The organism is Aminobacter sp. UC22_36 (assembly GCF_044056035.1).
Lineage (GTDB): Bacteria > Pseudomonadota > Alphaproteobacteria > Rhizobiales > Rhizobiaceae > Aminobacter.
In genome coordinates, this window is sequence record NZ_CP171996.1 from 4989109 (window position 1) to 5014638 (window position 25530).

Sequence of the window (25530 nt, forward strand, 5' to 3'; positions counted from 1 at the left end):
TATGGAGCTGGCAACGTCGCCTGACCTGCCGACGTTGCTGTCCTTCGCGCTAACCTCCGTCATCATCGAGCTGACGCCGGGCCCGAACATGACCTATCTAGCGCTGGTGTCGGCCGGCGAAGGCCGCCGCGCCGGCTTCGCCACGGTGGCTGGCATCGCGCTCGGCCTCGCTACTATCGGCGTGGTCGCGGCACTTGGCGTCACCGAATTGATCCAGTCGTCGCGCCTGCTCTACGAGGGCTTGCGATGGGCCGGCGTGCTGTTCCTGCTTTACCTCGCCTATGAAGGCTGGCGCGGTCCGGGCGAAGCGATGCCCGAAGGCAGCTATTCCGACCGGCGCTATTTCACGCGCGGGCTGGTGACCAACCTGCTCAACCCGAAGGCGGCAGTGTTCTATGTCGCGGTGCTGCCAACCTTCATCGTCGCCGACAAGCCGGTGCTGTCGCAGACGCTGACACTGACCGCCATCTATGTCGCGGTCGCGACCATCATTCATGCATTGATCGTGGCACTGGCAGGAACGCTCGAGCCCCTGCTCAACAACCCACGGATTGAGCAGGTCGCGCGAAAGATCTTATCGGCGCTGCTGGCGGCGGTGGCCGTCTGGTTCGCGTTTTCGACAGCGCGATAGGCTGGATCAGGCGGCGATCGCCGCGCATTTGGCGCAGGTGCCGCGGAACTCGATGACCGCCTTCTTGGCGACGAAGCCGGTCGAACCGACCCAGTCGTCGAGTTGCTTGCCGATCGTCTCGTCCGAGATCTCGGTCACCTGGCCGCAGGTGTCGCAGATGGCGAAGGCCGTCATGCGGTGATTGTGATGGCTGTGGTCGTGCGGCTCGGAGCAGGCAACGAAGGCGTTCAGGCTTTCGAGACGGTGGACGAACCCGTCCTTCATCAGCGATTTCAAGGGCACGGTAGACCTGCAAAGGCGCGCGAAACCCCTCATCGCGCAGCTGGTCGAGCAGCGTGTAGGCGCTGAGCGGCCCGGTCGCCACTTCGAGTTTCTCCAGTACCTTCTGCTGGTTCTTCGTCAGCGTAACCCGCGCCGCCATGCTTTCATCCTTCCTTGCCCGACTAGGTGGCCGGACGGAACAATCCATCGCCTAAGATGGCGATAGGACAAGGGTTTTGCTAGCGCGTCCCGCCGGCAAAGACAATCTGCCCCAAAGGCAACCGGCGGGAACTCCCGCCGCCTGCACATCGGGAGCCTTGGCGCTGGATTACTTCTTCTGCCGTGCCGGGCCTTCGCGTTCCGATGAACGGGCCCACAGATTGATGTCGGCCTCGCGGGCGTAGGTGTCGATCTCGGCCAATTCGGCTTCGCTGAAGGCGAGGTTCCTGATCGCGCCGACGCAATCCTCGACCTGCTCGGGGCGGCTGGCGCCGATCAGCGCCGACGTCACGCGGCCACCGCGCAGCACCCAGGCCAGCGCCATCTGCGCCAGCGTCTGGCCGCGCCGCTCGGCAATGGCGTTGAGCGCGCCGATGTTGGCGAGGTTCTTGTCGTTGAGGAAAGCCGGACGCAGCGACTTGCCCTGCGCCGCACGGCTGCCTTCCGGCACGCCACCGAGATACTTGCCGGTCAGCATGCCCTGAGCCAGCGGCGAGAACACGATCGAGCCGATGCCAAGTCCGTCGAGCGCGTCGAGCAGACCGTCATCCTCGACCCAGCGGTTGATCAGCGAATAGCTCGGCTGGTGGATCAGGCAGGGCGTGCCGAGCTGGCGCAGGATATCGGCCGCCTCGCGGGTGCGCTGGGCGTTGTAGGACGAGATGCCGGCATAAAGCGCCTTGCCGGAGCGCACGGCGTGGTCGAGCGCGCCCATCGTTTCTTCCAGCGGCGTGTCAGGATCGAAGCGGTGCGAGTAGAAGATATCGACATAATCGAGGCCCATGCGCTTCAGGCTCTGGTCGAGGCTCGCCAGCACATATTTGCGGCTGCCCCACTCGCCATAGGGCCCCGGCCACATGTCGTAGCCGGCCTTGGTCGAGATGATCATCTCGTCGCGCAGGCCGGCGAAGTCGGTGCGCAGGATGTCGCCGAAGGCGGTCTCGGCCGAGCCGGGCGGCGGGCCGTAATTGTTGGCGAGGTCGAAGTGGGTGATGCCGAGGTCGAACGCCTTCTGGCAGATGGCGCGCTTGGTCTTGTGCGGCGTGTCCTCGCCAAAATTGTGCCACAGGCCGAGCGAGATCGCCGGCAGCTTGAGGCCCGACCTGCCGCAGCGATTGTAGACCATGTTTTCGTAACGGTTCGCAGCCGGCTGCCAGGTCATGATGCTGTCCTCGAACGGAAAGGGGAATCGGCTGATACGCCGTTCCCCTCTCTTAGCCTATTTCGACGGTGCCAGCAGCCCCCTTGCAGCAGCGGGGCCGAGCGGCTCCGGCCGCGCGCAGGTCGTCTGCATCTCGACAAACTTCTTCGTTTCGCCCGACTTCAGGATGCCGGTCATGATGTCGATGACGTGGTTGGCGAGCTCGAGCGAGCAGCGGTGCGGCCGGCCCTGCATGATCGCCAGCGCCATGTCGGCGAGGCCCGCCGTGCGGTAGTTGGCCATCATGCCGTGCGGATGCTTCTCATTGGCGACGGAGAACGGATGATCCCATTTCGGCAGCGCCTTCACCGGCTTCTCGCCCCTGGTGTAGCGCAATTCGCCCCCGAAGAAATTGGGGTCCGGCATGTGGATGGTGCCCTGCTCGCCATAAAGCTCCATCGGCGCATGGCCGCTGTCCCACACGTCCCAGCTGGCGTTGAAGGTGAACACCGCCCCGTTCTCGAACTCCATCAGCGCCAGGATCGTCGTCGGCGTCGCCACTGGGATTTTTTCACCCGCGCGCGGCTTGGACGAGATGGTGCGTTCCCTGGCCGGGATCGAGGCCAATGCTGCCACCCGCGCAACCGGCCCGATCAGCTGGACCAGATTGGCGATGTAATAGGGGCCCAGATCGAGGATCGGCCCGCCACCTGGCTGGAAGAAGAAATCCGGATTGGGGTGCCAGTGCTCCATGCCATGGCTCATCACGTGGCAGGTGCCCGAGGTGATCTTGCCCACCTTGCCCGAGTCGATCAGATGGCGCGCCAGCTGGTGCGAGCCGCCGAGGAAGGTATCGGGGGCAGAGCCGATGCGGACGCCCCTCTTGTCGGCGCGCTTCTTGAGGTCGAGCCCGTCCTTGATGGCGAGCACGAACGGCTTTTCCGAATAGACATGCTTGCCGGCGTCGATTGCCTGCTTCGACACCTCGTAGTGCACCGCCGGAATGGTCAGGTTGACGACGATGTCGATGTCCCTGGCCTTGAGAAGATCATCGACCGTCTCGGCGCGCAGCTTGAACTCCTTTGCCCTGGCCTTGGCCGCATCCATGTTGATGTCGGCGCAGGCGCGCATCTCGATGCCTTTGAACTCCGGCGCGTGCTTGAAATAGGTCTTCGAGATGTTGCCGCAGCCAATCACCCCGACCCCGAGTTTCCTTGCCATGTATTGCCCCCTAGAAGCTCTTTGCGGCTGCGATCGAGCGGCGTGCGAAGCGCTCGAAATCGGCCGGGTTGTCGTGTTCCATGACAAGGTACTTGGCCGGCGTCCTGTTGCGCAAAGCCGTCACCAGCCCGGCCCAGTCGACTGTGCCGTGACCGACATCGGACCAGCCGTCCTCGTCGGTCGCCTGGCCATGCGGCGCGATGTCCTTGACGTGGACGGCCAGGATGCGCGGGCCGAACTCCTCGATCCAGTGCAGCGGGTCGGAGCCGCCGCGGATCACCCAGGCGACGTCGACTTCCCAGCCAATGTCAGGCGCGGCATCGAGGATCAGACGCTGCGGCATCAATGCGCCCGCAACCGGCACGAACTCGAAATCATGGTTGTGCCAGGCGAAATCGAAGCCTGCGTCCTTTGCCTTCGCCCCGACCGCAGCGAGGCGCTTGCCAAACGCCCGCCACCCGTCGGCGTCGGCCGGTCGCTCCGCCGGCTCGAGCCATGGGCAAGCGATCAGCTTCATGCCGAGCGTGCGGGCAATCTCCGCCGCCTTGGCGAAGTCCTGCTCCAGCATGTCGATGCCGAAATGGCCGCTCGGCATCGAAAGTCCGTTCTTGTCGAGCTCGCCGCGAAACGCCTTGGGGTCGTCGTAGACGCCGCCATAGCCTTCGACCTTGGTGTAGCCGAGCCCGGCGAGCACGTTCAGCACCTTGTCCCAGGGCTGGAAGTTGCGGGCGCTGTAGAGTTGAAATGACCAGTCCATGTGCTTTGTCCGGTTTGGTTGATGTCAGATGCGGTTGCCGCTTTGGCCGTCAAACAACGAGGCACGTGCGGGATCGAAGCCGATGCGAAGCCGGTCGCCGCGGCTGATGTGCCGCTCGGCCTCGACGCGGAAGGCGAAGCTCTGGCCGCCGAGCGTTGTCCACACCAGCGTGTCCGAACCCATCGGCTCGACAAGTTCGACGCCTGTTTCGGCCGAGAACGGCATGGCGCCGGCCGCCTCGCCGAGCGCGACATGCTCGGGGCGGATGCCCAGCACGGCCTTGCCGGGGGCTGCGACGTCGTCGAAGCGATAACGGTCGAGCGGGATTTTCGTGCCGGCAATGGCAAAGGCCGGAACGGCACCGCCCTCGACCTCGCCGTCGAGGAAATTCATGCCGGGCGAGCCGAGGAAGCCGGCGACGAAACGGTTGACTGGCTTGTTGTAGATCACCTGCGGTGCATCGAGTTGCTGGATCACGCCGCCCTTCATGACGGCGATGCGATCGGCCAGGGTCATCGCCTCGATCTGGTCGTGGGTGACGTAGATCATCGTGTTGGCGAGCTTCTGGTGCAGCCGCTTGATCTCGACGCGCAGCTCGGAACGCAGCTTGGCGTCGAGGTTGGACAGCGGCTCGTCGAACAGGAACACGTCGACGTCGCGGACCAGCGCCCGGCCGATCGCCACGCGCTGGCGCTGGCCGCCTGACAGCGCCGCCGGCTTGCGCTTGAGCAACGACTCGATCTGCAGGATTTCGGAAGCGCGGGCGACGCGGCGCGCGATCTCGTCGCGGGCCATGCCGGCCGTCTTCAGCCCGAAGGACAGGTTGCCCTCGACAGTCATCTGCGGATAGAGCGCGTAGGACTGGAACACCATGCCGATGCCACGGTCCTTGGGCTCCTCCCAGGTGACGTTCTTGCCCTTGATGAAGATCTGGCCTTGGGAGACGTCGAGCAGGCCGGCAATGCAGTTGAGCAGCGTTGACTTGCCGCAACCGGACGGCCCGAGCAACACCAGGAACTCACCTTCCGGCACGTCGAGGTTGAGCTGCTTGAGTACGTCATAGGCGCCGAAGCTGAGCGAGACATCCTTGACCACGACACTCGTCATCGCCTCATCCCTTCACCGCGCCGGCGGCGATGCCGCGGACGAAAAGCTTGCCGGAAACGAAATAGATCACAAGCGGAACCAGCCCGGTCAGCAGCGTCGCCGCCATGTTGACGTTGTATTCCTTCACGCCCTGCACGGCGTTGACGATGTTGTTGAGCTGGACCGTCATCGGATAGGTGTCTGGCTTGGTGTAGACGACGCCGAACAGGAAATCGTTCCAGATGCCGGTGACCTGCAGGATGACCGCGACGACGAAGATCGGCAGCGACATTGGCAGCATGATCCTGAGGTAGATCGTCCAGAAGCCGGCGCCGTCGACGCGCGCGGCCTTGAACAGCTCTTCCGGCAGCGAGGCGAAATAGTTGCGGAACAACAGCGTCAGGATCGGCATGCCGAAGATGGTGTGCACCAGCACCAGACCCCACAGGCTGCCATAGAGCCCGATCTCGCGCAGCACGATGACAACAGGGTAGAGCATCACCTGGTAGGGAATGAAGGCGCCGACGACCAGCACGGTGAAGAAGATTTCGGCGCCCTTGAAGCGCCAGTTGGCGAGCGCGTAGCCGTTGACCGAGGCAATGGCGATCGACAGGAACACCGACGGCACGGTGATGCGTACCGAGTTCCAGAAACCGCGCGAAAGCCCATCGCAATTGAGGCCTGTGCAGGCGCTCGACCATGCCTTGACCCAAGGCTCGAAGGTGATCTCGACAGGCGGCGAGAAGATGTTGCCGAGCCTGATCTCGGGCATGCCTTTCAGCGACGTCACCACCATGACGTAGAGCGGCAGCAGGTAGTAGATCGCGACAACGAAGAGCGTGCCATAGACGAAGATGTTGCGGCGGGAGAATGTGCGCCGCGGTCTCGGACCACTGGGTCCGACAAGGCCGCCGGCTCTGCTTGCCGCCGGCGCGACCGTCGCCATGTCGGGCACTGCGCGGAAAACCTGCTCAGCCATGGCGCCGCTTGCCCCCGAACTCGAGATAGGCCCAGGGCACGACGACGATGACCACCGACAGCAGCATCATCGTCGAGGCGGCAAAGCCCTGGCCCAGGTTCTGCGCCAGGAACATGTAGTTGTAGACGTATTTCGCCGGCACCTCCGAAGCGATGCCCGGACCGCCGCTGGTCTGGGCGACGACCAGGTCGTAGACCTTGACGATGCCGCTTGCGATGATGACCAGCGTGGTGACAAGCACCGGCCGCATCATCGGAATGACGATGAAGACATAGGTCTTCCAGGTCGGGATGCCGTCGACGCGGGCGGCCTTCCAGATATCGGCATCGATGCCGCGCAGGCCGGCCAGCATCAGGCACATGATCAGCCCCGTGCCCTGCCACAGCCCGGCGATCAGGATGCCGTAGATAACGATGTCGGCATTGTAGAGCGGGTCGAAGGTGAAGCTCGTCCAGCCGAGGTTGCGCACCACCTGCTGGACGCCGAAATTCGGGTTGAGGATCCACTGCCAGGCGAGGCCGGTGACGATGAAGGACAGCGCGAAGGGGTAGAGGAAGATCGAGCGGAAGGTGTTTTCGAAGCGGATCTTCTGGTCCATCAGGGCTGCCAGCACGAAGCCGATGACAAGCGAAAAGACCAGCGTGCAGACGCCGTAGATGGCGAGGTTCTCGACCGCCGTCAGCCAGCGCGGCGTCGCCCACAGGCGCTCATACTGGTCGAGGCCGACGAAGCTTGCGCGCGGCAGCAGCTTGGAATTGGTGAAGGAGTAGAACACCGTCCACCCCGTGCCGCCGACGAAGATGACCACCGCGGTCAGGATCATCGGGATCGAGGCGATCTTGGCATTCAGGTTGCGAAACAACTGGCTCGGTCGGCTCGCTTGCGTCAGGGTCATCGGTCGGCACCCATCCGGATCACCAGGCAGTCTGCCGGTCCCGGGACAGGCCGGGGCCGGCAGAGCGCCGCTGTCATGACTGCAGCATCTCAAGCAGGGCCCGGGTCGGGAAACCCGGATGCCTGCCCTAGTCCGCAGCGGCGATGATTTCGGCAAAACGCTTCTGCGCGTCCGCTGCCGAAAGGCTCTTGTTGGCGAAGAACTCGACAAACAGGTCGTTGACCTGGGTCACGCCATCGGCCGACATCAACTGGTCCGGCGCCGGGATGATGTTGCCCTTGGCGAGGATCTCCAGGCCCTTCTTCATGCAGTCGTTGGCGGCGTTCAGGTCGACATCGCCACGCACCGGCAGCGAGCCCTTCTTGAGGTTGAAGGCAACCTGCGTCGCCGGCGACAGCATCACCGAGGCAAGTGCTTCCTGTGCCTTGGCCTTCTCGGGATCGGTCTGCTTGGGGAAGTAGAAGGCATCGCCGCCGGTCGAGATGATTTCGTTGACGCCGAGGCCAGGCAGGCAGGTGTAGTCCTTGCCGGCAACCTGGCCGGCGACCTGGAACTCGCCCTGGGCCCAGTCGCCCATGATCTGCCCGCCGGCCTTGCCGCTGATCACCATGCTGGTAGCCTGGTTCCATTCCTGGACGTTGGACTTGGCCGACATGTTGCGCGCCTGGTCGGCGGCAGCAAAGACCTTGGCCATTTCGGGGCCGGCGGCCAGGGTTGCGTCCTTGTCGCCGAACACCTTCTGGAACGTTTCCGGACCGGCGAGCGCGACGAGGATGACCTGGAAGGCAAGCGTCGTCTGCCAGGGCTGCTGGCCGATGGCGAGTGGCACGATGCCGGCCTTCTCCAGCGCCGGAGCCGCGGCCACGAACTCATCCCAGTTCTTGGGAACGGCAACGCCGGCGTCGGCGAAGGCCTTGTTGGACAGCCACAGCCACTGCTGCGAGTGGATGTTGACCGGCACGCAATAGATCTTGCCGTCCAGCGTGCAGCCGTCGAGCAGGCTCTTGGGGTGGATGAACTTGGTCCAGCCTTCCTTTTCGGCCAGTTCGGTGAAGTCGCGCATCAGTCCGGCCTGGACCAGTTCTTCCGCCTGGCGGCCATGGTTGAACTGGGTCGCCCCCATCGGATCGCCGCCGGTGATGCGGCTGATCATAATCGGCCGGGCAATGTCGCCGGAACCGGCAATGGCGCCGTCGACCCATTTGTTGCCGGTGGCGTCGAAGGCCTTGGCGAGTTCGCCAACCGCCGCCGCCTCGCCTCCTGAAGTCCACCAGTGCGTCACTTCGAGATCGGTCGCGGAGGCTGAACCTGCAGCCCCAAACACGACGCTTGCTGCAAATGCAGCGGTCGTCAACCTATAACGCATCGTACTCCTCCCTGAATCTGAAACGTTACAGATATGGAGGTTAGGCGAAGTTTTTGGACGCCGCAATGGGTGGGCGACATTTTCTTCGCATCCCGAACTAAAGGCAGGCAGAGGAATTGACATATTTATGCGGGCAAATCGCACCGCAACGCAGCATTTCCAAGCAAAACATGCAGATGAATCAACAGCCGACGGCCATTTTGCAGCGCACGATTGCGTTTGGGTCGACCTCCCTGGCCGCCCTTCGAAAACATCGTGAATTAGCACAATCTGAAACGTTACAGTCCTTGCAGGAAGCGCTTGTCAGGTCCATCATGCAAATGCGATATGCGCCGAGCAGGGACTACGGCGGGGCAACGGCCATGAACGACAAGACACCGCCGGATGAAAATGGTGGCCAGACTGCTGGCGGCGAGGCCAATCCGCCAACGCTGAAGACCATCGCCTTCATGACCGGCCTCGGCGTCACCACGGTGTCGCGCGCGCTCAAGGACGCGCCCGAGATCGGGGCGGCGACTAGGCAGCGCGTGCAACTCGTCGCCCGCCAGATCGGCTATCGGCCCAACCGCGCCGGGGTACGCCTGCGCACCGGCAAGACCAATGTCATCAGCCTCGTGCTCGACACCGAGGAACAGATCGGCGGCTTCGTTTCCGACCTGATCTACGGCATCTCCGAGGCCCTGGCGCAGACGCCCTATCATCTCGTCGTCACGCCCTATTCGCGCAACAACGACCCGCTCGAGCCGGTGCGTTATGTCGTCGAGACCGCCTCTGCCGACGGCGTCATCATCTCGCGCACCGAGCCCGACGACAAACGCGTGCGCTACATGACCGAGCGCGGCATGCCGTTCGCTACCCATGGCCGCACCCATATGGGCATCGACCATCCGTTCCACGATTTCGACAACCATGCTTACGCCGTCGAAGCGGTGAAGAAACTCGCCACCCTCGGGCGCAAGCGGCTGGCATTGCTCGCCCCGCCGTCGAACCTCAGCTACTTCAGGCACATGCGCGACGGCTTCGCCGACGCCTTGATGGATTACGGCCTCAACGAGGTGCCGTTCCCGACGGCGACCGTCGACCACTCGATCGAAGACATCCGTGCGGTCACGTCGGAGCTGATGCGCCGACCGCACCGTCCCGACGGCTTCGTCAGCGGCGCAGGCGCCGGCACGTTTGCACTGGTCGCTGGTGTCGAGGACGCCGGTTTCAGGGTCGGCGAGGACGTCGACATCGTCTCCAAGCAGTCGTCAAAACTGCTGCATCTGCTTCGGCCGCAGCTCTATGTCGTCAACGAAGACGTGCGATTGGCCGGCGCGGAACTGGCCCGCGCTGTGCTCGGCCGCATCGCCGGCCGCGACATCGCTTCGCTGCAGAGTCTCAGCCAGCCGAGCGCTGTCGAAGCCTACGAGGCTTAAGCCGCCCCGCTGCCCCACGGCCCATGATGCGCCCCCGGCGCATCGATGCGCTCGAAGCCATGGGCGCCGAAGAAATCGCGCTGCGCCTGGGTGAGGTCTGTCGAGCCCCGACCCTGGCGATAGCCGTCGAAATAGGCGAGCGCCGACGACAGCGCCGGCACCGGCAGCCCGGCCTCGGCGGCGCGGGCAACGATGCGGCGCAGCGAAGGATGCGCCTTGCCCATCATCTCGACGAAGGCCGGCACCATCAAAAGGTTGGTCGACGGATCGGCCTTGCCGAAGGCTTCGGCGATGGTGTCGAGGAACTGCGAGCGGATGATGCAGCCGGCGCGCCAGATCTTGGCGATCGTCGGCATCGGCAGGTTCCAGCCAAACTCCTTGGAGGCCCCGGCCATCACCGCGAAGCCCTGGGCATAGGCCGCGATCTTGCCGGCAAACAATGCAAGCTCGAGGTCGCCGAGCACCTCGCCCTTGCTGCCGGCGAACTTGAGCGTGTTGGCGCCGTAGGCCTTCTCGGCCGCCAGCCGCTCGTCCTTCATCGACGACAGCACGCGGGCCGCGACCGCTGCCTCGATCGCCGTTGCCGGGATGCCGAGCTGCTGCGCCTCGATGACCGACCACTTGCCGGTGCCCTTCTGCCCGGCCCGGTCGAGGATGATGTCGACCACCGGACGCCCGGTCTTGGGATCGTCAGCTTCGAGTACGTACGCGGTGATCTCGATCAAGTAGGATTCGAGCCGGCCCTTGTTCCAGCCGGCAAACACCGGCGCGATTTCCTTCGGCTTCATGGCGAGTCCATCGCGCAGGATGCCGTAGATCTCGGCAATCATCTGCATGTCGGCGTATTCGATGCCGTTGTGGATGGTCTTGACAAAATGGCCGGCACCATCGGTGCCGAGCCATGCGGCGCAGGGCTCGCCCTTGAATTTGGCCGAGATCGCGGTCAGCACATCCTCGACTCGGGTGTAGGATTCAGGCGTGCCGCCGACCATGATCGAAGGCCCGTGGCGCGCGCCCTCCTCGCCGCCCGAAACGCCCATGCCGATGAAGGTCAGGCCCGATCCTTCGAGCTCCCTGAAACGGCGCATGGTGTCGCGGAAATTGGCGTTGCCGGCGTCGATGATGATGTCGTTGGCCGACATGACACCGTGCAAGGCCGCGATCTGTTCGTCGACCGGGGTTCCCGCCAGCACCATGATGATGACGGGACGCGGTGGCCTGATGGCAGCGGTCAGCTCTTCGATCGAGGCGCAGGGCACCACCATGTCGCGCAGCGCGCCGGCGGATTCGACGAACGCCTGGGTGCGGGCCGGGGTCCGGTTGAAGACGGCGATGCGATGGCCTTTTTCGGCGATGTTGAGCGCCAGGTTCGAGCCCATCGTGCCCAATCCGATCAGTCCGATTTCGGCCTTTTCCATGTCGCCATTCCTGTCTGCTGATTGCGGTCTTCGAAAGACGCGGCATGATTGACCGGGCCCGTGACAAGGTCAACTCGACACCCGGCACGCCTTATTGCCAAGCGATCAACTCGTCGTGGCCTGACCTTGCGTCATCAATCCTTACGGCGGCGGCCGTAAAGCTCCAGCCGGTGATGGACGATGTCATAGCCGAGCTGGCGGGCTATCTCCTGCTGCAGCTGCTCGATGCGGTCGGAGCGGAACTCGATGACGTCGCCGGTGTCCATGTCGATCAGGTGGTCGTGATGGTCGCCGCCGGCCTGCTCGAATCGCGACGGTCCGCCTTCGAAGGCGTGGCGGTGGATCGCGCCCATTTCCTCCAGAAGTTTCATCGTCCGGTAGACCGTCGACAGCGAGATGCTCTTGTCGATCGTCTCGGCACGGCGGAAGATTTCGAGCGCGTCGGGATGGTCTTCCGTCTCGCCCAATATGTTCAGGATGATCTTGCGCGGACGGGTGATGCGGATGCCCGCCTTGCGCAGCGCCTTTTCGTAATCGGGCTTCTTGGAAACAGGCTTTGTCGTGGTCTTCGTCATGGCGCGACTATGTGCCAGATGACACTCAGTTGCAAAAGATTATGTATGCGTTCATCCCCAGATGAGAGCGGGGGGTCTTTGCTCTTCTCCATGCGGGAGATCGGATGCCTGTTCAGCTAGACGCTCTTCCCTCGCCCCGTTTACGGGGAGAGGGTGGCCCGAAGGGTCGGGTGAGGGGCGGCGCCAATTTCTGCGAGTTCGAGCCGCCCCACCGCCACGTCCGCTTTTCGCGTCTGGCCATTGTCAAAGGGGCAATCCCATCTTGGAGATAGTTCGGGAGGCGGGGGCGCAAGGCCATACCTTCCGATAGTGTATGAGTGGCGCTCCTCGGCCCTCCGCTATGGCTCCGGGCGTTCGACATTCGAAAAGCCAAGTCGTTGGCTTTTCGCCGGCCTGCGGCCGTACAGGTCTCACCCCCGCCCGGTGTTCTTGCCTTGCTCAGTCGCCTCGGCTCTTCTGCGCCGCCAGCCGCCGCAGGGCCCGGGATTGGTTCTGCGCCGTGGTTGCAACTCGGTCGTCACGGCATGGATTCCCGACGCTCTCCGCTCGTTTCACTCGCTCACGAGGTCGAGAATGACGGATTGTGGGGAGTGCCTACGATTGGCGGAGACGTCTCGGCAGCCCTTATGGGGAGAGTGTCGGGAATCCATTCCGTAGCTTGTCCCGCCTAGCAAACGGTCACAGATTGCGGCGTATAAAAGGCTCCATCAACCACTAGAATCCGCCGACGCTCCGTGGGCAATCTTGACGCCGCGAGCTCAACCGGGCTTGCCCTCTTCCTCGAACGTCACCGCGACATCGGCGTTGGCCGACAGCCGAACCTTGTTGCCTTCGGTTTCGGCGACCAGAGCCGTCGAAATGTAGTGGTGGTGGCCACGGTGGCTGCCTTCGCCGCTGTCCTTCTTTGTCAGCTTGATGCGGCCGTTTTCGACCTTGTCGACAGTGCCGATGTGAACGCCGTCGGCACCAATCACTTCCATATGCTCGCGAATGTCTGAGGACACGATCGTTCTCCCTGGTTGGGACTGGGTGAGGCTGGAAAGCATGACAACGCGCAAACCGGCGATTGGATGCACGCCAGCCACTCAGATGCGCGAACGCAGCAGCCGAATCGCTACTTGCAAACGATTTGCAATTGCATTGACAATGCCACGACGTGCCATTAGGTAAGGCATCGTATCTGCCGCCCGTTCGGCGCGGCTTCTCGGACGGGATTTCCATGACAGCGCTTCGTTTCACCCTTGCCGCCATCGCCATGCTCGCAGCGATGCTCGGACTATCGGCCTGCTCGCAAGAGAGCGAGGCCGGCGGCAAGATGAAGGTGGTCACCACCTTTACCGTGATTGCCGACATCGCGCGCAACGTCGCCGGCGACGCGGCCGAGGTGGAATCGATCACCAAGCCCAATGCCGAGATCCACAACTACCAGCCGACGCCAGGCGACATCTTGCGTGCCCAGAAGGCCGACTTGGTGCTGTGGAACGGGCTGAACCTCGAATTGTGGTTCGAAAAGTTCTTCGAAAATCTCGATGGCGTGACGCAAGCCGTCGTCTCCGACGGCGTCGTCCCGATGGGCATCGCCGAGGGGCCCTACACCGGCAAGCCCAACCCGCATGCCTGGATGTCGCCCGAGGCGGCCCTGATCTATGTCGAAAACATCCGCAAGGCATTCGCAGCGAAGGACCCCAAGAACGCGGAGGTCTATGCCAAAAACGCCGCGGCCTATTCGGAAAAGATCAAGGCGACCGTGGCGCCAATCCACTCGGCGATCGAGACCATTCCCGAGCAGCGGCGCTGGCTCGCCACCAGCGAAGGCGCATTCTCTTATCTGGCACGCGACTTCGGCCTGAAGGAAGTCTATCTTTGGCCGATCAACGCCGACCAGCAAGGTACGCCCCAGCAGGTGCGCAAGGTGATCGACCTCGTCAAGGCCAACAGCATTCCCGCCGTGTTCAGCGAAAGCACGGTGTCGTCGAAGCCGGCCGAGCAGGTGGCACGAGAGACCGGCGCCAAATATGGCGGCGTGCTCTATGTCGACTCCTTGAGCGACGCCAGCGGCCCGGTGCCGACCTATCTCGACCTGCTGAGCGTCACCACGCAGACCATCGTCAAGGGGCTCGCCCAATGAATGTCCCCTTGAAAGGTCGCCCCGCAACCACAGCGCAGGGCGGCGACGGCCTGCGCGTCGACAACATCTCGGTGACCTACCGCAACGGCCACACTGCGCTGCGCAACGCCTCTTTCGCCATTCCTCGCGGTACCATCACAGCGCTGGTCGGCGTCAATGGCAGCGGCAAGTCGACCCTGTTCAAGTCGATCATGGGCTTCGTGCCGCTCGCCACCGGCAGCGTATCGATCTTCGGCGAGCCGGCGCGTGAGGCGCTGAAGAAGAACCTCGTCGCCTATGTGCCGCAAAGCGAGGATGTCGACTGGAACTTCCCGGTGCTGGTCGAAGACGTCGTCATGATGGGTCGCTACGGCCACATGAATTTTTTTCGCATGACCCGTGCCGTGGACCGCGAGGCGGTGGATGCGGCACTTGAACGCGTCGGCATGGCCGACTTCCGCAAGCGCCAGATCGGCGAGCTGTCGGGCGGGCAGAAGAAGCGTGTCTTCCTCGCCCGCGCGCTGGCCCAGGAAGGCCAGATCATCCTGCTCGACGAGCCTTTCACCGGGGTCGACGTACGCACTGAAGAGGCGATCATCACGCTGCTGCAGGGCCTGCGCGACGAAGGCCGGGTGATGCTGGTGTCGACGCACAATCTCGGTTCGGTGCCGCGCTTCTGCGACCGCGCCGTGCTGGTCAACCGCACCGTTCTCGCCTCCGGGCTGACGGCTGAAACCTTCACCAAGGCCAATCTCGAAAAGGCCTTCGGTGGCGTGTTGCGCCAGTTCATCCTTGGCGGCGCCGAACTGCACCAGGACGCTGCCGACACACGCCAGGTGACTGTCTTGACCGACGACGAGCGCCCCTTCGTCATCTATGGCGACGACGCCGACAAAGACGCTGCCAAGAAGGGCGGGCGCCGCAAATGATCGCCACGCTCAGCGAGCCGTTCGGCTATGGCTACATGCTCAACGCCATGTGGGTGTCCGCACTTGTCGGCGGCGTCTGCGCCTTCCTCTCGGCCTATCTGATGCTCAAAGGCTGGTCGCTGATCGGCGATGCGCTTTCGCACTCGATCGTGCCAGGCGTTGCCGGTGCCTACATGCTCGGCCTGCCCTTCGCGCTCGGCGCGTTCATCTCGGGTGGGCTGGCAGCCGGGGCGATGCTGTTCCTCAACCAGCGCACAAAGCTCAGGGAAGACGCCATCATCGGGCTGATCTTCACCTCGTTCTTCGGGCTTGGCCTGTTCATGATCTCGCTGTCACCGGCTTCGGTGAACATCCAGACCATCGTGCTCGGCAATATCCTGGCGATCACGCCATCCGACACGCTGCAGCTGGTGTTGATCGGCGGCATTTCACTGGCCATCTTGCTTGCCAAATGGAAGGACCTGATGGTCGCTTTCTTCGACGAGAACCATGCCCGTTCGATCGGGCTCAGGCCCGATCTGCTCAAGGTGCTGTTCTTCATGCTGCTGTCGGCCTCGACAGTGGCGGCCTTGCAGACGGTGGGCGCCTTCCTGGTCATCGCCATGGTGGTGACGCCGGGGGCGACGGCCTATCTGCTCACCGACCGCTTTCCGCGACTGATCGTGATCAGCGTCGCCATCGGCTCGATCACCAGCTTTGTCGGTGCCTATGCCAGCTATTTCCTCGATGGCGCCACCGGCGGCATCATCGTTGTGGCGCAAACGCTGATCTTCCTGATCGCTTTCGTCTTCGCGCCCAAACACGGCCTGCTGGCGTCGCGAAAGCGGGCGCGCGAAGCACTGGAGGCAGGGGTATGATGATGGGTCTCATTTCTTCCCACCCCGCTCAGGCCTGCGTGGTGCAGCCATGATCGAAAGCCTTACCCTCCCCTTCGCCTTCCCGTTCATGCAGCAGGCGTTCGTCATCGCCCTGCTGGTGGCCGTGCCGATGGCGTTGCTGTCGTCTTTCCTGGTGCTCAAGGGCTGGTCGCTGATGGGCGACGCCATCAGCCACGCGGTGCTACCCGGCGTGGTGCTGGCCTACATCGCCGGACTGCCGCTGGCGGTGGGTGCCTTCGCCGCCGGCATGACCTGCGCGCTGGCCACCGGCTATCTCAAGCAGAACAGCCGGATCAAGGAAGACACCGTCATGGGCATCGTCTTCTCCGGAATGTTCGGCCTTGGCATCGTGCTCTACACCAAGATCCAGACCGACGTGCATCTCGATCACATCTTGTTCGGTGACATGCTGGGCGTGAGCTGGAGCGATGTCGGCCAGACGGCTGTCATCGCGCTGATCGCCACCGGCGCCATCGGCCTGTTCCGGCGGGATCTCTTGCTGCACGCCTTCGATCCACAACACGCGCAGGCCATCGGCTTGCCGGTCAAGCTTTTGCATTACGGGCTGCTGTCGATCCTGTCGCTGACCATCGTCGGCGCGCTGAAGGCCGTCGGCATCATCATCGCCATCGCCATGCTGATCGCGCCCGGCGCGATCGCCTATCTGCTCACCGACCGCTTCGAGCGCATGCTCCTGGTTTCGGTGCTGGTGGCGGTGCTGTGCTCATTCTTTGGCGTCTATCTCAGCTTCTTCATCGACAGCGCGCCGGCGCCGACAATCGTGCTGTTGATGGGCATGGCTTTCGTTGCCGCTTTCTTCGTCTCGAAGCGCCGGACAGCGCTTCGAGAGCGGCAAGTGATGGCAGAGTGAGTTTACCCCCCCACTTGTGGGGACGGTCGATCCGCGAAGCGGAGCGGGGTGGAGGTGGAGGTGCTGCGTCTTCCGATCCCCCACCCGGCTGTTCGAGCCACCCAGGAGAGGGAAAAGGCGGCCCTTTACGCGGCCGCGGCGGTCAGTCGGCGGCGGGCAAAGGAATGACCCTCGCTGTCGAAGATATGCAGCTCGTCGGGGCTGGCGGCGAGCCGGATCTTTGCCCCGCGCTTGACCTCGACATTGCCCGGCAGCTTCGTCACCAGCGGCTGATCAGCACGGCCGATGTCGACATAGACGAGCTGGACCTCACCGAGCTGCTCGACATAATCGACCAGCCCCTCGAACAGATAGTCGTCGCCGGTCGCGACATAGAGATCCTCGGGCCGTACGCCGAAGCTGACTGCCGTGCCCTGGGCTTCGGCAGGCGTCGCCACTGGCACCGAGGTCTTGTGGCCACCGACATGGCTGACCAGGCTGGTCTCGCCGGCCCTGTCGATGGTGCCGGCGACGATGTTCATTGCCGGCGAGCCGATGAACTGCGCGACAAACAGGTTGCCGGGGTGCTTGTAGAGCTCCATCGGCGTACCAACCTGCTCGATGCGCCCGTCCTTGAGCACGACGATGCGGTCAGCCAGCGTCATCGCCTCAACCTGGTCGTGGGTGACGTAGATCATCGTCGTGTTGGGCATCGACTCCTTGAGCTTGGCGATCTCGATGCGGGTGGCGACACGCAAGGCCGCATCGAGGTTGGATAGCGGCTCGTCGAACAGGAACACCTTCGGATTGCGCACGATGGCCCGACCAATGGCGACGCGCTGGCGCTGGCCGCCCGACATCGCCTTGGGCAGCCGGTCGAGATATTTGGTCAGCTGCAGGATTTCGGCGGCGGCGCGCACGCGCTTGTCGATCTCGGCCTTGCTTTCCTTGGCGATCTTCATGCCGAAAGCCATGTTGTCGTAGACCGTCATGTGCGGATAGAGCGCGTAGGACTGGAACACCATGGCGATGCCGCGCTTGGACGGCGGGATGTCGTTGACCTTCTCGCCGGCAATCTCGAGCGTGCCGCCGGTGATCTCCTCGAGCCCGGCGATCGAGCGCAGCAACGTTGACTTCCCGCAGCCCGAAGGGCCGACGAAGACGATGAACTCGCCCGATTTGATGTCGAGGTCGATGCCGTGGAGAATGTGCAGATTGCCGTAAGATTTCTTGACGTCCCTGAGCGTTAGATCGGCCATGGTTTCCTCCCAAATTCTTTTTCCCTGGAGCGCCGCGCGCCCATTTGGACGCGCAGAGTTCGCTCCAGTATTTACTGGTCTCCGCATCGTGCTTTCCGAAAATCGGTTCCGATTTTCGGGCCGATGCGGTCAGACGAAGCGCCCGAACCAGGCGCCGTAACCACCGAGCCGGACTGCGCCGGCATTTGCATTTCCATCGAGCCCGTGTCCCGACAGGGGCTGCAGGCCTCGACCTCCGAGGTCGACGTTAGCCGCTGTGCTGCCAAGATTGAAGACGCAGACGATCTCCTCATTGCCTTCGCGACGGGTGAAGGCAACGGCGTCGCCATCGGCCTTGAGGAACGAGATATCGCCCTTGGCCAGCGCCGGATGGGCGCGGCGGAAGGCAAGGAAGCGGCGGTAATGTTCGAGCAGCGAAGCGGCGGCGCCTTGCTGCGTGTCGACCGCCTTGGCGAGATGTTCGGCCGGCACCGGCAGCCATGGCTTGGCCGAGGAGAAGCCGCCGTTTTTGGCATCCTTGTTCCAGACCATCGGCGTGCGGCAGCCATCGCGACCCTTGAACTCGGGCCAGAAGCGGATGCCGTAGGGGTCCTGCAGGTCCTCGAAAGCGAGACCGGCCTCGGTCAGGCCAAGTTCCTCGCCCTGGTAGATGCAGACCGAGCCGCGCAGCGACATCATCAGCGCCGAGATCACCTTGAGATAGGCGGTGCCATCGGCCTCGCCCAGGCCCCAGCGCGAGGCGTGGCGGACGACGTCGTGGTTGGAGAAGGCCCAGCACGACCAGCCGTCGCTGGCCGCCTTGCCGAAGTCTTCCAGCACGGTACGGACCTTGGCGGCGGTGATCTTTTCCGGCGCCAGGAAGTCGAAGGCGTAGCACATCTGCACCTTGTCGCCGCCGGCGGTGTAGGAGGCAACGACCTCGAGGCCACGCTGGGAATCGCCGACTTCGCCGACGGCCGCCGCTGCCGGATACTCGTCGAGCACGGCGCGGAAGCGGGCGAGGAATTCGAGGTTCTCAGGCCGGCTCTTGTCGTAGATGTGATCCTGGAAATTGTAGGGGTTCACCGCCGGTGCGGTCTGGTCGTTGCGCTGTTCCGGCGGCAGGGCCGGATTGTCTTCGAGCCCTGCCGAGTGGAAGTAGAAGTTGATGGTGTCGAGGCGGAAGCCGTCGACGCCGCGGTCGAGCCAGAAGCGGGCGACGTCGAGCAGCGCGTCCTGGACGTCGCGGTTGTGAAAGTTGAGGTCGGGCTGCTCGGACAGAAAGTTGTGCAGGTAATACTGCATGCGCCTGGTGTCCCACTGCCAGGCCGAGCCGCCGAAGATCGACAGCCAGTTGTTGGGCGGGCTGCCGTCCGGCTTGGCGTCGGCCCAGACATACCAGTCGGCCTTGGCGTTGTCGCGGCTCGAACGGCTTTCCTTGAACCAGGGGTGCAGGTCTGAGGTGTGCGAGATGACGCCGTCGATCATCACCTTGAGGCCGAGGCGATGCGCTTCTGATATCATCGCGTCGAAGTCGACCAGCGTGCCGAACATCGGGTCGATGTCGAGGTAGTCGGAGATGTCGTAGCCGAAATCCTTCATCGGCGACTTGAAGAAGGGCGAGATCCAGACCGCGTCCGCGCCGAGGTCGGCGATGTGCGGCAGACGCTCGATGATGCCCTGAAGATCGCCGATGCCGTCGCCGTTGGAGTCCTGGTAGCTGCGGGGGTAGATCTGGTAGATCACCGCTCCCCGCCACCAGTCGCGGTCGACTGCGATTTCAGGGTTTTCGATCTTGCGCATTGCGGCTTGCATGGAGCTAGCCTCCCTTGACTGAACCCGCGAGCAGGCCGCGGACGAAATAACGTTGAAGCGAGAAGAACACGATCAGCGGCACGATGATGGTGACGAAGGCCGAGGTGGTGAGGATTTCCCAATCACCGCCGCGCGAACCGAGCAGCGCGTTGAGCTTGCCGGTGAGCACCAGCTGGTCGGAGCCTGAGCCAAGGAACACCATAGCCACCAGAAGGTCGTTCCAGACCCACAGGAACTGGAAGATGGCGAAGGAGGCCAGCACCGGGAAGGACAGCGGCAGCACGATCTTGACGAAGATCTCGAAGTCGCTGGCACCGTCGATGCGCGCCGACTCCATGATCTCGCGCGGCAGGCCGGCGATGTAGCTGCGCAAGAGGTAGATGGCGAAGGGTAGCCCGAAGCCGGTATGCGCCAGCCATATGCCGAGATAGGTCTTGGCCGGCACGCCGAAGAAAAGGCCGACGCCGTTGTAGAGCTTGAGCAGTGGAATCAGCGACATCTGCAGCGGCACAACGAGCAGGCCGATGATGACGGCGATCAGCAGCGCTCGGCCGGGAAAGCGCATCCAGGCGAGCGCGTAGGCGGCATAGGCGGCGATCAGGATCGGGATGATGGTCGCCGGGATCGTGACCGTCAGCGAATTGATGAAGGAGCGACCGATACCCTCCGAAAACAGCACGGTGCGGTAGTTGTCAGTGGTGAAACGCGGCGGCGCCGAGGCCGAAAAATAGACACGCTGGCCACGGGTGATCTCGAATGCCTTGGGCGAGGTCATGACATAGGAGCCGTCGTCATTGACCTGGAGCGTCACACCATCGCCAAGGTCGGCGGCGGTGCCGGCCTCGAACTGCGTCGGCTGCTGCGCCTTGGTGCCGAAGGCGGTGACGGTGCTGGCATCTCCGGCGCCGAACAAATTACCGATGATCAGGAACTTGCCGTCCTTTTCGACCTGCTTGTCGGCGGCGTCGGTGCGGCCGGCTTCGGTCTGCGACGAGGTCGAAAGTGCCGTCCACCAGCCCGAGACGATGAGCTGGTCCTTGTCACGCAGCGAGCTGATCAGGATGCCGAGCGTCGGGATGGTCCAGATGGCGACGAAGACGAGAACCGCGATGTGGACGCCAAAGCGGCCGAGGAAAGACTTTCCACTTGAACTGGCCATGTCAAGTGTCCTCCCCCGCCTTCGCGATTGGCCTGGCGAATGTTCCAGATCATGATCGGAACCACCGCGAGCATAATGATGACTGCGATCGCAGCACCGCGGCCGAAGTCGCCGCCGCCGCGGAACATCCAGTCGAACATCAGATTGGCCAGCACCTGGCTGTTCCACTGGCCATTGGTCATGGTCAAGACGATGTCGAAGACCTTGAGCACCAGGATGGTGATGGTGGTCCAGACAACCGCGATCGTGCCCCAGATCTGCGGCACCATGATCTTCCAGAAGATCTGGAACGGATTGGCGCCATCGATGACAGCCGCCTCGATGGTTTCCTCGGGGATGCCGCGCAGTGCGGACGACAGGATGACCATGGCAAAGCCGGTCTGGATCCAGATCAGGATGACCATCAGGAAGAAGTTGTTCCAGAACGGCGTCGAGATCCACACCTGCGGATTGCCGCCGAGATACTGCACGGCGGCGTTGAGGATGCCGATCTGGGTCTGGCCCTCGGCCCGGTACTCGTAGACGAACTTCCAGATGACGCTGGCGCCGACGAAGGAAATGGCGAGCGGCAAGAAGACCAGGCTTTTGGCGATATTGCCCCACCAGATCTTGTCGGTGAGCACCGCGATGATCAGGCCGAAGAAGGTGCAGGCGGCCGGAACGACGGCGAGCCAGAGCAGGTTGTTGAAGATCGAATTGCGGAACTCGCGGTCGCCGAAGGCCCAGCTGTAGTTGGCAAGGCCAACGAAGTTCTCGCCGGCGCGGTCCATGAAGGAGAGCCTCAGCGTTTCGATCACCGGATAGACGAGATAGACGGTGACGATCAGCATCGCCGGACCGACGAACAGCCACGGCCGGATCAAGCCCTGGCGGCGAAGATTGTCGACAGCGGCAGCACCCGAGACACCGCGCGACGGAAAGACCGCGTCGAGGATCTTGTTGGCGCCCCAGTAGTAGACGACGCAGCCGCCGACGCCGACGATGATGGTGAAAATGGCCGAAAGTATCTGTGCCGTCATGGGATCATCCCCCTGGGATCAGGCTGGCTCAGAATTGGGAATGAAAGGCCGGGCATCCCGACCCGGGCCAACGGCCCGGATCGAAAGCAGTAAAGGAAAGCCCGGCGGGAAGCCGAAGCTACTTGATCGCGTCCCAGCTCTTCTGGATATCGCCGGCAACATCGGCCGCAGGCTTGCCGCCGACAAGGTCGATCATGCCGGTCCAGAAGGCACCAGCGCCGATCTTGCCTGGCATCAGGTCGGAACCGTCGAAGCGGAAGGTCGAAGCGTTGACGAGAATGTCACCCTGCTTCTTCAGCGCGTCGTTGGCATAGGCCTCCTTGTTCGCCGTCTTGAGCGGGGTCAGGAAGCCCGACTGCGCCATCCAGATCTCGTGGGCCAGCGGCATCTTCAGGAAGTCGATGAAGGCACGCGCCGACTTGGAGTCCTTGGCGATGGTGAACAGCGTGCCGCCACCGAGAACCGGGTTGCCGAGTTCAGGCTTGGCAGCAAAGGGCGGCAGGTAGAAGAAGTCGGCACCCTCGCCGAGCTTGGTGCCCTCAGGGAAGAAGGACGAGATGAACGACGCCTGACGGTGCAGGTAGCACTTGGGCGGAACGGCGAAGAGGCCCTTGGGGCTGTCGCGGAAGTCGGTTGCGGACACCGCTGCCTTGCCGCCGTCGACATATTTGTCGTTGGTGGAGATCTTGGCGAAGATGTCGAGCGCATTGACGACGGCCGGATCGTTGAACGGGATCTCGTTCTTGGTCCACTTGTCATAGACGTCGGGCGCCTGGGTGCGCAGCATGATGTCTTCGACCCAGTCGGTAGCCGGCCAGCCGGTGGCGCCGCCGGAGCCCAAGCCGATGCACCACGGCACGCCGCCATCGGCAACGATCTTGTCGGTCAGGGCCTGCATCTCTTCCCAGGTCTTGGGCACTTCATAGCCGGCTTCCTCGAAGTTCTCCGGCACGTACCAGACCAGCGACTTCAGGTCGGCCTTGAAGGGGAAGCCGTAGAAGCCTGGCTTGCCTTCCTTGTCCTTGTAGGTGCCGAGATCGACCCAGGATTGGCCGGCACCGTAATTCTCCTTGACGAAATTGGCGGTGCCCTCGTCGAGCGGGGTGAGCAGGCCCTTGGAAGCCAGATCCTGGATCAGGCCGGGCTGCGGCAGGATGGCGATGTTGGGCGGGCTGCCAGCCTGGGTGTCGATGACGATCTGCTGTTCGTAATTCTCCGACGACGAATAATTGATCGTAGCGCCGGTGGCCTCGCTGAAATCAGTCGAGTACCGAACGCGCCAGCGCTTCGTCCTCGCCGCGCCACGGCCCGAAGATCGAGAGCGTCTCGCCCTTCAGGTCGACCTTCTTGAGTTCGTCGAAATTTGCCCAGGTGAAACGGGCGTCCTCGCCCGGCTTGAACTTCAGCTCCGCCGACGCGGGCGCGCTCAGGGCGACGGCAGCAAAAGCTACGCCCAGCAACAGGGTCTTCCTCATGGTCTTCCTCCCAGTGGATCGAAAACTCCGGACGGAACCTCCATTCCGCCCGCCTGCACCGCCCCGAACTGTGCCCCAGTCTTGCGCAAGCTGCAACTACATCACGCAACGGCATTTCAAAGCGCTTTGGATGCCGACATCACGCCACCGGAATTGTCAGGAGTCAAGAGGTTTGGTCAACTAATCGATTTAAATTTAGCAGGAGCGTGCGCTGCAGCATGCTTTTTGGGCGCCGCAATAGTAGATTTCGCTTCAAAGCAAGCAATCGGACGGGTATTCTTGCCAGCGCGACGCGCCTGCTTCGCTCGACATCAGAGGGAAGCTCAATTGAAAGCGCTTTGGGAATTGGAGTCGAGGTGAACCTCAAGCAGCTGTCGCTGATGCTCGAACTATCGCAGACGACGGTGAGCCGCGCGCTGAACGGCTATCCGGAGGTCAGCGAGGAGACGCGCCGCCGGGTCACGGATGCCGCCAAGCGCCACGGCTACAGGCCGAACCCGAGCGCGCGCAGGCTGGCGACCGGCAAGGCCGGGATGATCGGCTATGTCATGCCGACCGGGGCCTCGGTCGACATCGACCCGCATTTCGTCGAGTTCCTGTCAGGCCTCGGCGACTATGCCCGGGGCCACGAGCTCGACCTGGTGCTGAGCCCGGCGGATGCCCAGGACGAGGAGACGACCTACCGGCGCATCGTCGCCAACAAGCAGGTCGACGCGCTTTACATCTCGGCTCCCTACAGCGCCGACAAACGCGTGGCGCTCGCCCACCAGCTCGGCATCCCCTTCATCGTGCACGGCCGCAGCGAGGGGCTCGATTTCGATTATCCGTTCATCGACATCGACAATGAGGGCGCCTTCCACGATGCGACGCGGCTGCTCATCCAGCTCGGCCACAAGCGGGTGGCGCTGATCAATGGCGACGACACCCAAACCTTCGCCATCTTCCGCGAACGCGGTGTCAGACGGGCGCTGTCGGAAAGCGGGCTGGTGCTGGAGCCGAAAAACACCCGTTCGGAAATCATGACCGAAGAGAACGGCTATCGCGCCGCGCGCCGGCTGCTGGAGAGCTCCGATGCGCCGACGGCGATCGTCTGCTCGAGCCTGCTGATGGCGCTCGGCGTCGTGCGCGCGGCGCGCGACCTCAACCTGGTCATGCCGCGCGACCTGTCGCTGGTGAGCCACGATGACGTTTTTCACTGGCTGAAACCTGAGCATTTTTCGGTGCCGCTGACGACGACACGCTCGTCGATCCGCGCTGCCGGCGCACGCGTGGCGGAGCGGCTGGCGGCCCGGATCTCCGGGCTGGAGGACGGCGCGCGCGGCGAGGTCTGGCCGGTCGACCTGGTGGTGCGCGGGTCGATTTCAGGGGTGAAATAGGAAATCCGCGCGGAGCGCTATTCCTGCGGCATCTCAGCGGCGTTGTAGACGTGGCGGGCGGCAAGCAGGGCAGCGAGTTCGCTGTCGCCGGCAATCACGGCGCGCAGGATGCCGGCATGCTCTTCCCAATTCTGGCGGCCGCGGCGCTTGCTGATCGGGGCGAACAGCATCACGGTTCGGTCACGCAGCGAGCGCACCATGTCCTGCAGCACCGAGTTGGCGGCAACGGTCGCCAGCGCTTCGTGGAACTCGGTGTTCTGGCGCGACAAAAGCACAGGGTCGTCAGTGTCGGCAAGCTTGGCGCCGTCATCGAGGATGCGCTGCAAAGCGGCGATCTGTTCGGGATCGTGGCGCTTGGCTGCCAGCTTGGCGTTAAGTGCCTCGAGCGTGGCGCGGACCTCGACTAGCTCGCGCTTCTGGTCTTCGCTGAACACCGTGACCGAAGCGCCGCGGCGCGGTTCGATGGTGACGATGCCCTCGGCGGCAAGCTCGCGCAGCGCCTCGCGAACTGGCATGCGCGACACGCCCATCTCCTCGGAGAGGCGGCCTTCGACCAGCCTTTCGCCGACGCCGATTTCGCCGCTGACGATGCGCTCGCGCAAGGCGGCGGTGATCAGCTTGGTGAGCGGAGCGTGGATTTCCCCGAGTACGACGGTCATGATCTTACACTTCCTGTGGCAAGGGTCGAATCAACCTGCGGAAGCAACGCCTTGTGCC

21 protein-coding genes and 3 pseudogenes are annotated in these 25530 nt (G+C 63.4%); 7 read left to right on the forward strand and 17 right to left on the reverse strand.

Annotated features, from left to right (window positions below):
* Nucleotide 1: 1 nt before the first annotated feature.
* Entirely contained in the window at nucleotides 2-631 is a 630-nt protein-coding gene (locus ACHMW7_RS27970) for a LysE family translocator (RefSeq protein ID WP_395448616.1), read from the forward strand.
* A 6-nt stretch (nucleotides 632-637) separates the two neighbouring features.
* On the opposite strand, the pseudogene ACHMW7_RS27975 reads toward ACHMW7_RS27970, so the two are convergent.
* The 8 genes and pseudogenes from ACHMW7_RS27975 to ACHMW7_RS28010 form a co-directional block, all read right to left on the reverse strand.
* A pseudogene (locus tag ACHMW7_RS27975) lies at nucleotides 638-1052 on the reverse strand (Fur family transcriptional regulator).
* Between the two features lie 168 nt (nucleotides 1053-1220).
* Nucleotides 1221-2273, reverse strand: a complete 1053-nt coding sequence (mgrA, locus tag ACHMW7_RS27980) for an L-glyceraldehyde 3-phosphate reductase (protein ID WP_395448617.1) — start codon at nucleotides 2271-2273, stop codon at nucleotides 1221-1223.
* A 57-nt stretch (nucleotides 2274-2330) separates the two neighbouring features.
* Nucleotides 2331-3473 (reverse strand): Gfo/Idh/MocA family protein, encoded by a 1143-nt coding sequence (locus tag ACHMW7_RS27985; protein WP_395448618.1) that lies wholly within the window; start codon nucleotides 3471-3473, stop codon nucleotides 2331-2333.
* A gap of 10 nt (nucleotides 3474-3483) precedes the next feature.
* Complete coding sequence (locus ACHMW7_RS27990) at nucleotides 3484-4230, reverse strand: sugar phosphate isomerase/epimerase family protein (protein ID WP_395448619.1); 747 nt, start codon at nucleotides 4228-4230, stop codon at nucleotides 3484-3486.
* A gap of 24 nt (nucleotides 4231-4254) precedes the next feature.
* Nucleotides 4255-5337 carry an ABC transporter ATP-binding protein gene (locus ACHMW7_RS27995; RefSeq protein ID WP_395448620.1) on the reverse strand — a complete coding sequence of 361 codons (1083 nt, stop codon included), beginning with the start codon at nucleotides 5335-5337 and terminating at the stop codon, nucleotides 4255-4257.
* A 4-nt stretch (nucleotides 5338-5341) separates the two neighbouring features.
* A complete protein-coding gene (locus tag ACHMW7_RS28000) occupies nucleotides 5342-6262 on the reverse strand; it encodes a carbohydrate ABC transporter permease (RefSeq protein WP_395451460.1) in 921 nt (306 codons plus the stop codon).
* Between the two features lie 25 nt (nucleotides 6263-6287).
* The gene (locus tag ACHMW7_RS28005; RefSeq protein ID WP_395448621.1) at nucleotides 6288-7190 is read right to left on the reverse strand and encodes a carbohydrate ABC transporter permease; all 903 of its coding nucleotides are present in this window, start codon (nucleotides 7188-7190) and stop codon (nucleotides 6288-6290) included.
* A gap of 127 nt (nucleotides 7191-7317) precedes the next feature.
* Complete coding sequence (locus tag ACHMW7_RS28010; protein WP_395448622.1) at nucleotides 7318-8556, reverse strand: ABC transporter substrate-binding protein; 1239 nt, start codon at nucleotides 8554-8556, stop codon at nucleotides 7318-7320.
* A 362-nt stretch (nucleotides 8557-8918) separates the two neighbouring features.
* Between ACHMW7_RS28010 and ACHMW7_RS28015 the strand changes: the two genes are divergently transcribed.
* Complete coding sequence (locus ACHMW7_RS28015; RefSeq protein ID WP_395448623.1) at nucleotides 8919-9974, forward strand: LacI family transcriptional regulator; 1056 nt, start codon at nucleotides 8919-8921, stop codon at nucleotides 9972-9974.
* Here ACHMW7_RS28015 and gndA read toward each other — a convergent pair.
* From gndA to ACHMW7_RS28030, 3 genes are all read right to left on the reverse strand, one after another.
* Nucleotides 9971-11392 (reverse strand): NADP-dependent phosphogluconate dehydrogenase, encoded by a 1422-nt coding sequence (gene gndA, locus ACHMW7_RS28020; RefSeq protein ID WP_395448624.1) that lies wholly within the window; start codon nucleotides 11390-11392, stop codon nucleotides 9971-9973. The genes ACHMW7_RS28015 and gndA overlap by 4 nt on opposite strands.
* 134 nt (nucleotides 11393-11526) lie before the next feature.
* Nucleotides 11527-11967, reverse strand: coding sequence for a Fur family transcriptional regulator (locus ACHMW7_RS28025; protein ID WP_395448625.1), 441 nt, complete (start codon nucleotides 11965-11967; stop codon nucleotides 11527-11529).
* A 758-nt stretch (nucleotides 11968-12725) separates the two neighbouring features.
* Entirely contained in the window at nucleotides 12726-12947 is a 222-nt protein-coding gene (locus ACHMW7_RS28030) for a DUF2171 domain-containing protein (protein ID WP_395451461.1), read from the reverse strand.
* A 287-nt stretch (nucleotides 12948-13234) separates the two neighbouring features.
* Between ACHMW7_RS28030 and ACHMW7_RS28035 the strand changes: the two genes are divergently transcribed.
* Genes ACHMW7_RS28035 through ACHMW7_RS28050 form a run of 4 tightly spaced genes read left to right on the forward strand, consistent with a single transcriptional unit; the run spans nucleotide 13235 to nucleotide 16752 of the window.
* Nucleotides 13235-14095, forward strand: a complete 861-nt coding sequence (locus tag ACHMW7_RS28035) for a metal ABC transporter substrate-binding protein (RefSeq protein ID WP_395451462.1) — start codon at nucleotides 13235-13237, stop codon at nucleotides 14093-14095.
* A complete protein-coding gene (locus ACHMW7_RS28040; RefSeq protein WP_395448626.1) occupies nucleotides 14092-15003 on the forward strand; it encodes a manganese/iron ABC transporter ATP-binding protein in 912 nt (303 codons plus the stop codon). The genes ACHMW7_RS28035 and ACHMW7_RS28040 overlap by 4 nt, the downstream gene beginning before the upstream one ends.
* Nucleotides 15000-15860, forward strand: coding sequence for a metal ABC transporter permease (locus ACHMW7_RS28045; protein ID WP_395448627.1), 861 nt, complete (start codon nucleotides 15000-15002; stop codon nucleotides 15858-15860). The genes ACHMW7_RS28040 and ACHMW7_RS28045 overlap by 4 nt, the downstream gene beginning before the upstream one ends.
* Nucleotides 15861-15909: 49 nt before the next feature.
* On the forward strand, nucleotides 15910-16752 hold the full coding sequence (locus ACHMW7_RS28050; RefSeq protein WP_395448628.1) for a metal ABC transporter permease: 843 nt from the start codon (nucleotides 15910-15912) through the stop codon (nucleotides 16750-16752).
* Nucleotides 16753-16877: 125 nt separating this feature from the next.
* Here ACHMW7_RS28050 and ACHMW7_RS28055 read toward each other — a convergent pair whose 3' ends face one another.
* From ACHMW7_RS28055 to ACHMW7_RS28075, 5 genes and pseudogenes are all read right to left on the reverse strand, one after another.
* Nucleotides 16878-17990 (reverse strand): ABC transporter ATP-binding protein, encoded by a 1113-nt coding sequence (locus tag ACHMW7_RS28055; RefSeq protein ID WP_395448629.1) that lies wholly within the window; start codon nucleotides 17988-17990, stop codon nucleotides 16878-16880.
* A 129-nt stretch (nucleotides 17991-18119) separates the two neighbouring features.
* Nucleotides 18120-19784, reverse strand: coding sequence for an alpha-glucosidase (locus tag ACHMW7_RS28060; RefSeq protein WP_395448630.1), 1665 nt, complete (start codon nucleotides 19782-19784; stop codon nucleotides 18120-18122).
* 4 nt (nucleotides 19785-19788) lie between these two features.
* The gene (locus tag ACHMW7_RS28065; protein ID WP_395448631.1) at nucleotides 19789-20943 is read right to left on the reverse strand and encodes a carbohydrate ABC transporter permease; all 1155 of its coding nucleotides are present in this window, start codon (nucleotides 20941-20943) and stop codon (nucleotides 19789-19791) included.
* 11 nt (nucleotides 20944-20954) lie between these two features.
* Nucleotides 20955-21962: pseudogene (locus ACHMW7_RS28070) on the reverse strand (carbohydrate ABC transporter permease); the annotation flags it as partial.
* 118 nt (nucleotides 21963-22080) lie between these two features.
* Nucleotides 22081-23437 (reverse strand): annotated as a pseudogene (locus ACHMW7_RS28075) (ABC transporter substrate-binding protein).
* Between the two features lie 356 nt (nucleotides 23438-23793).
* Between ACHMW7_RS28075 and ACHMW7_RS28080 the strand changes: the two are divergent.
* Nucleotides 23794-24813 (forward strand): substrate-binding domain-containing protein, encoded by a 1020-nt coding sequence (locus tag ACHMW7_RS28080; RefSeq protein WP_395448632.1) that lies wholly within the window; start codon nucleotides 23794-23796, stop codon nucleotides 24811-24813.
* A 17-nt stretch (nucleotides 24814-24830) separates the two neighbouring features.
* Here the strand turns inward: ACHMW7_RS28080 and ACHMW7_RS28085 are convergent, their stop codons facing one another.
* Nucleotides 24831-25472 carry a GntR family transcriptional regulator gene (locus tag ACHMW7_RS28085; RefSeq protein ID WP_184769882.1) on the reverse strand — a complete coding sequence of 214 codons (642 nt, stop codon included), beginning with the start codon at nucleotides 25470-25472 and terminating at the stop codon, nucleotides 24831-24833.
* Between the last annotated feature and the right edge of the window lie 58 nt (nucleotides 25473-25530).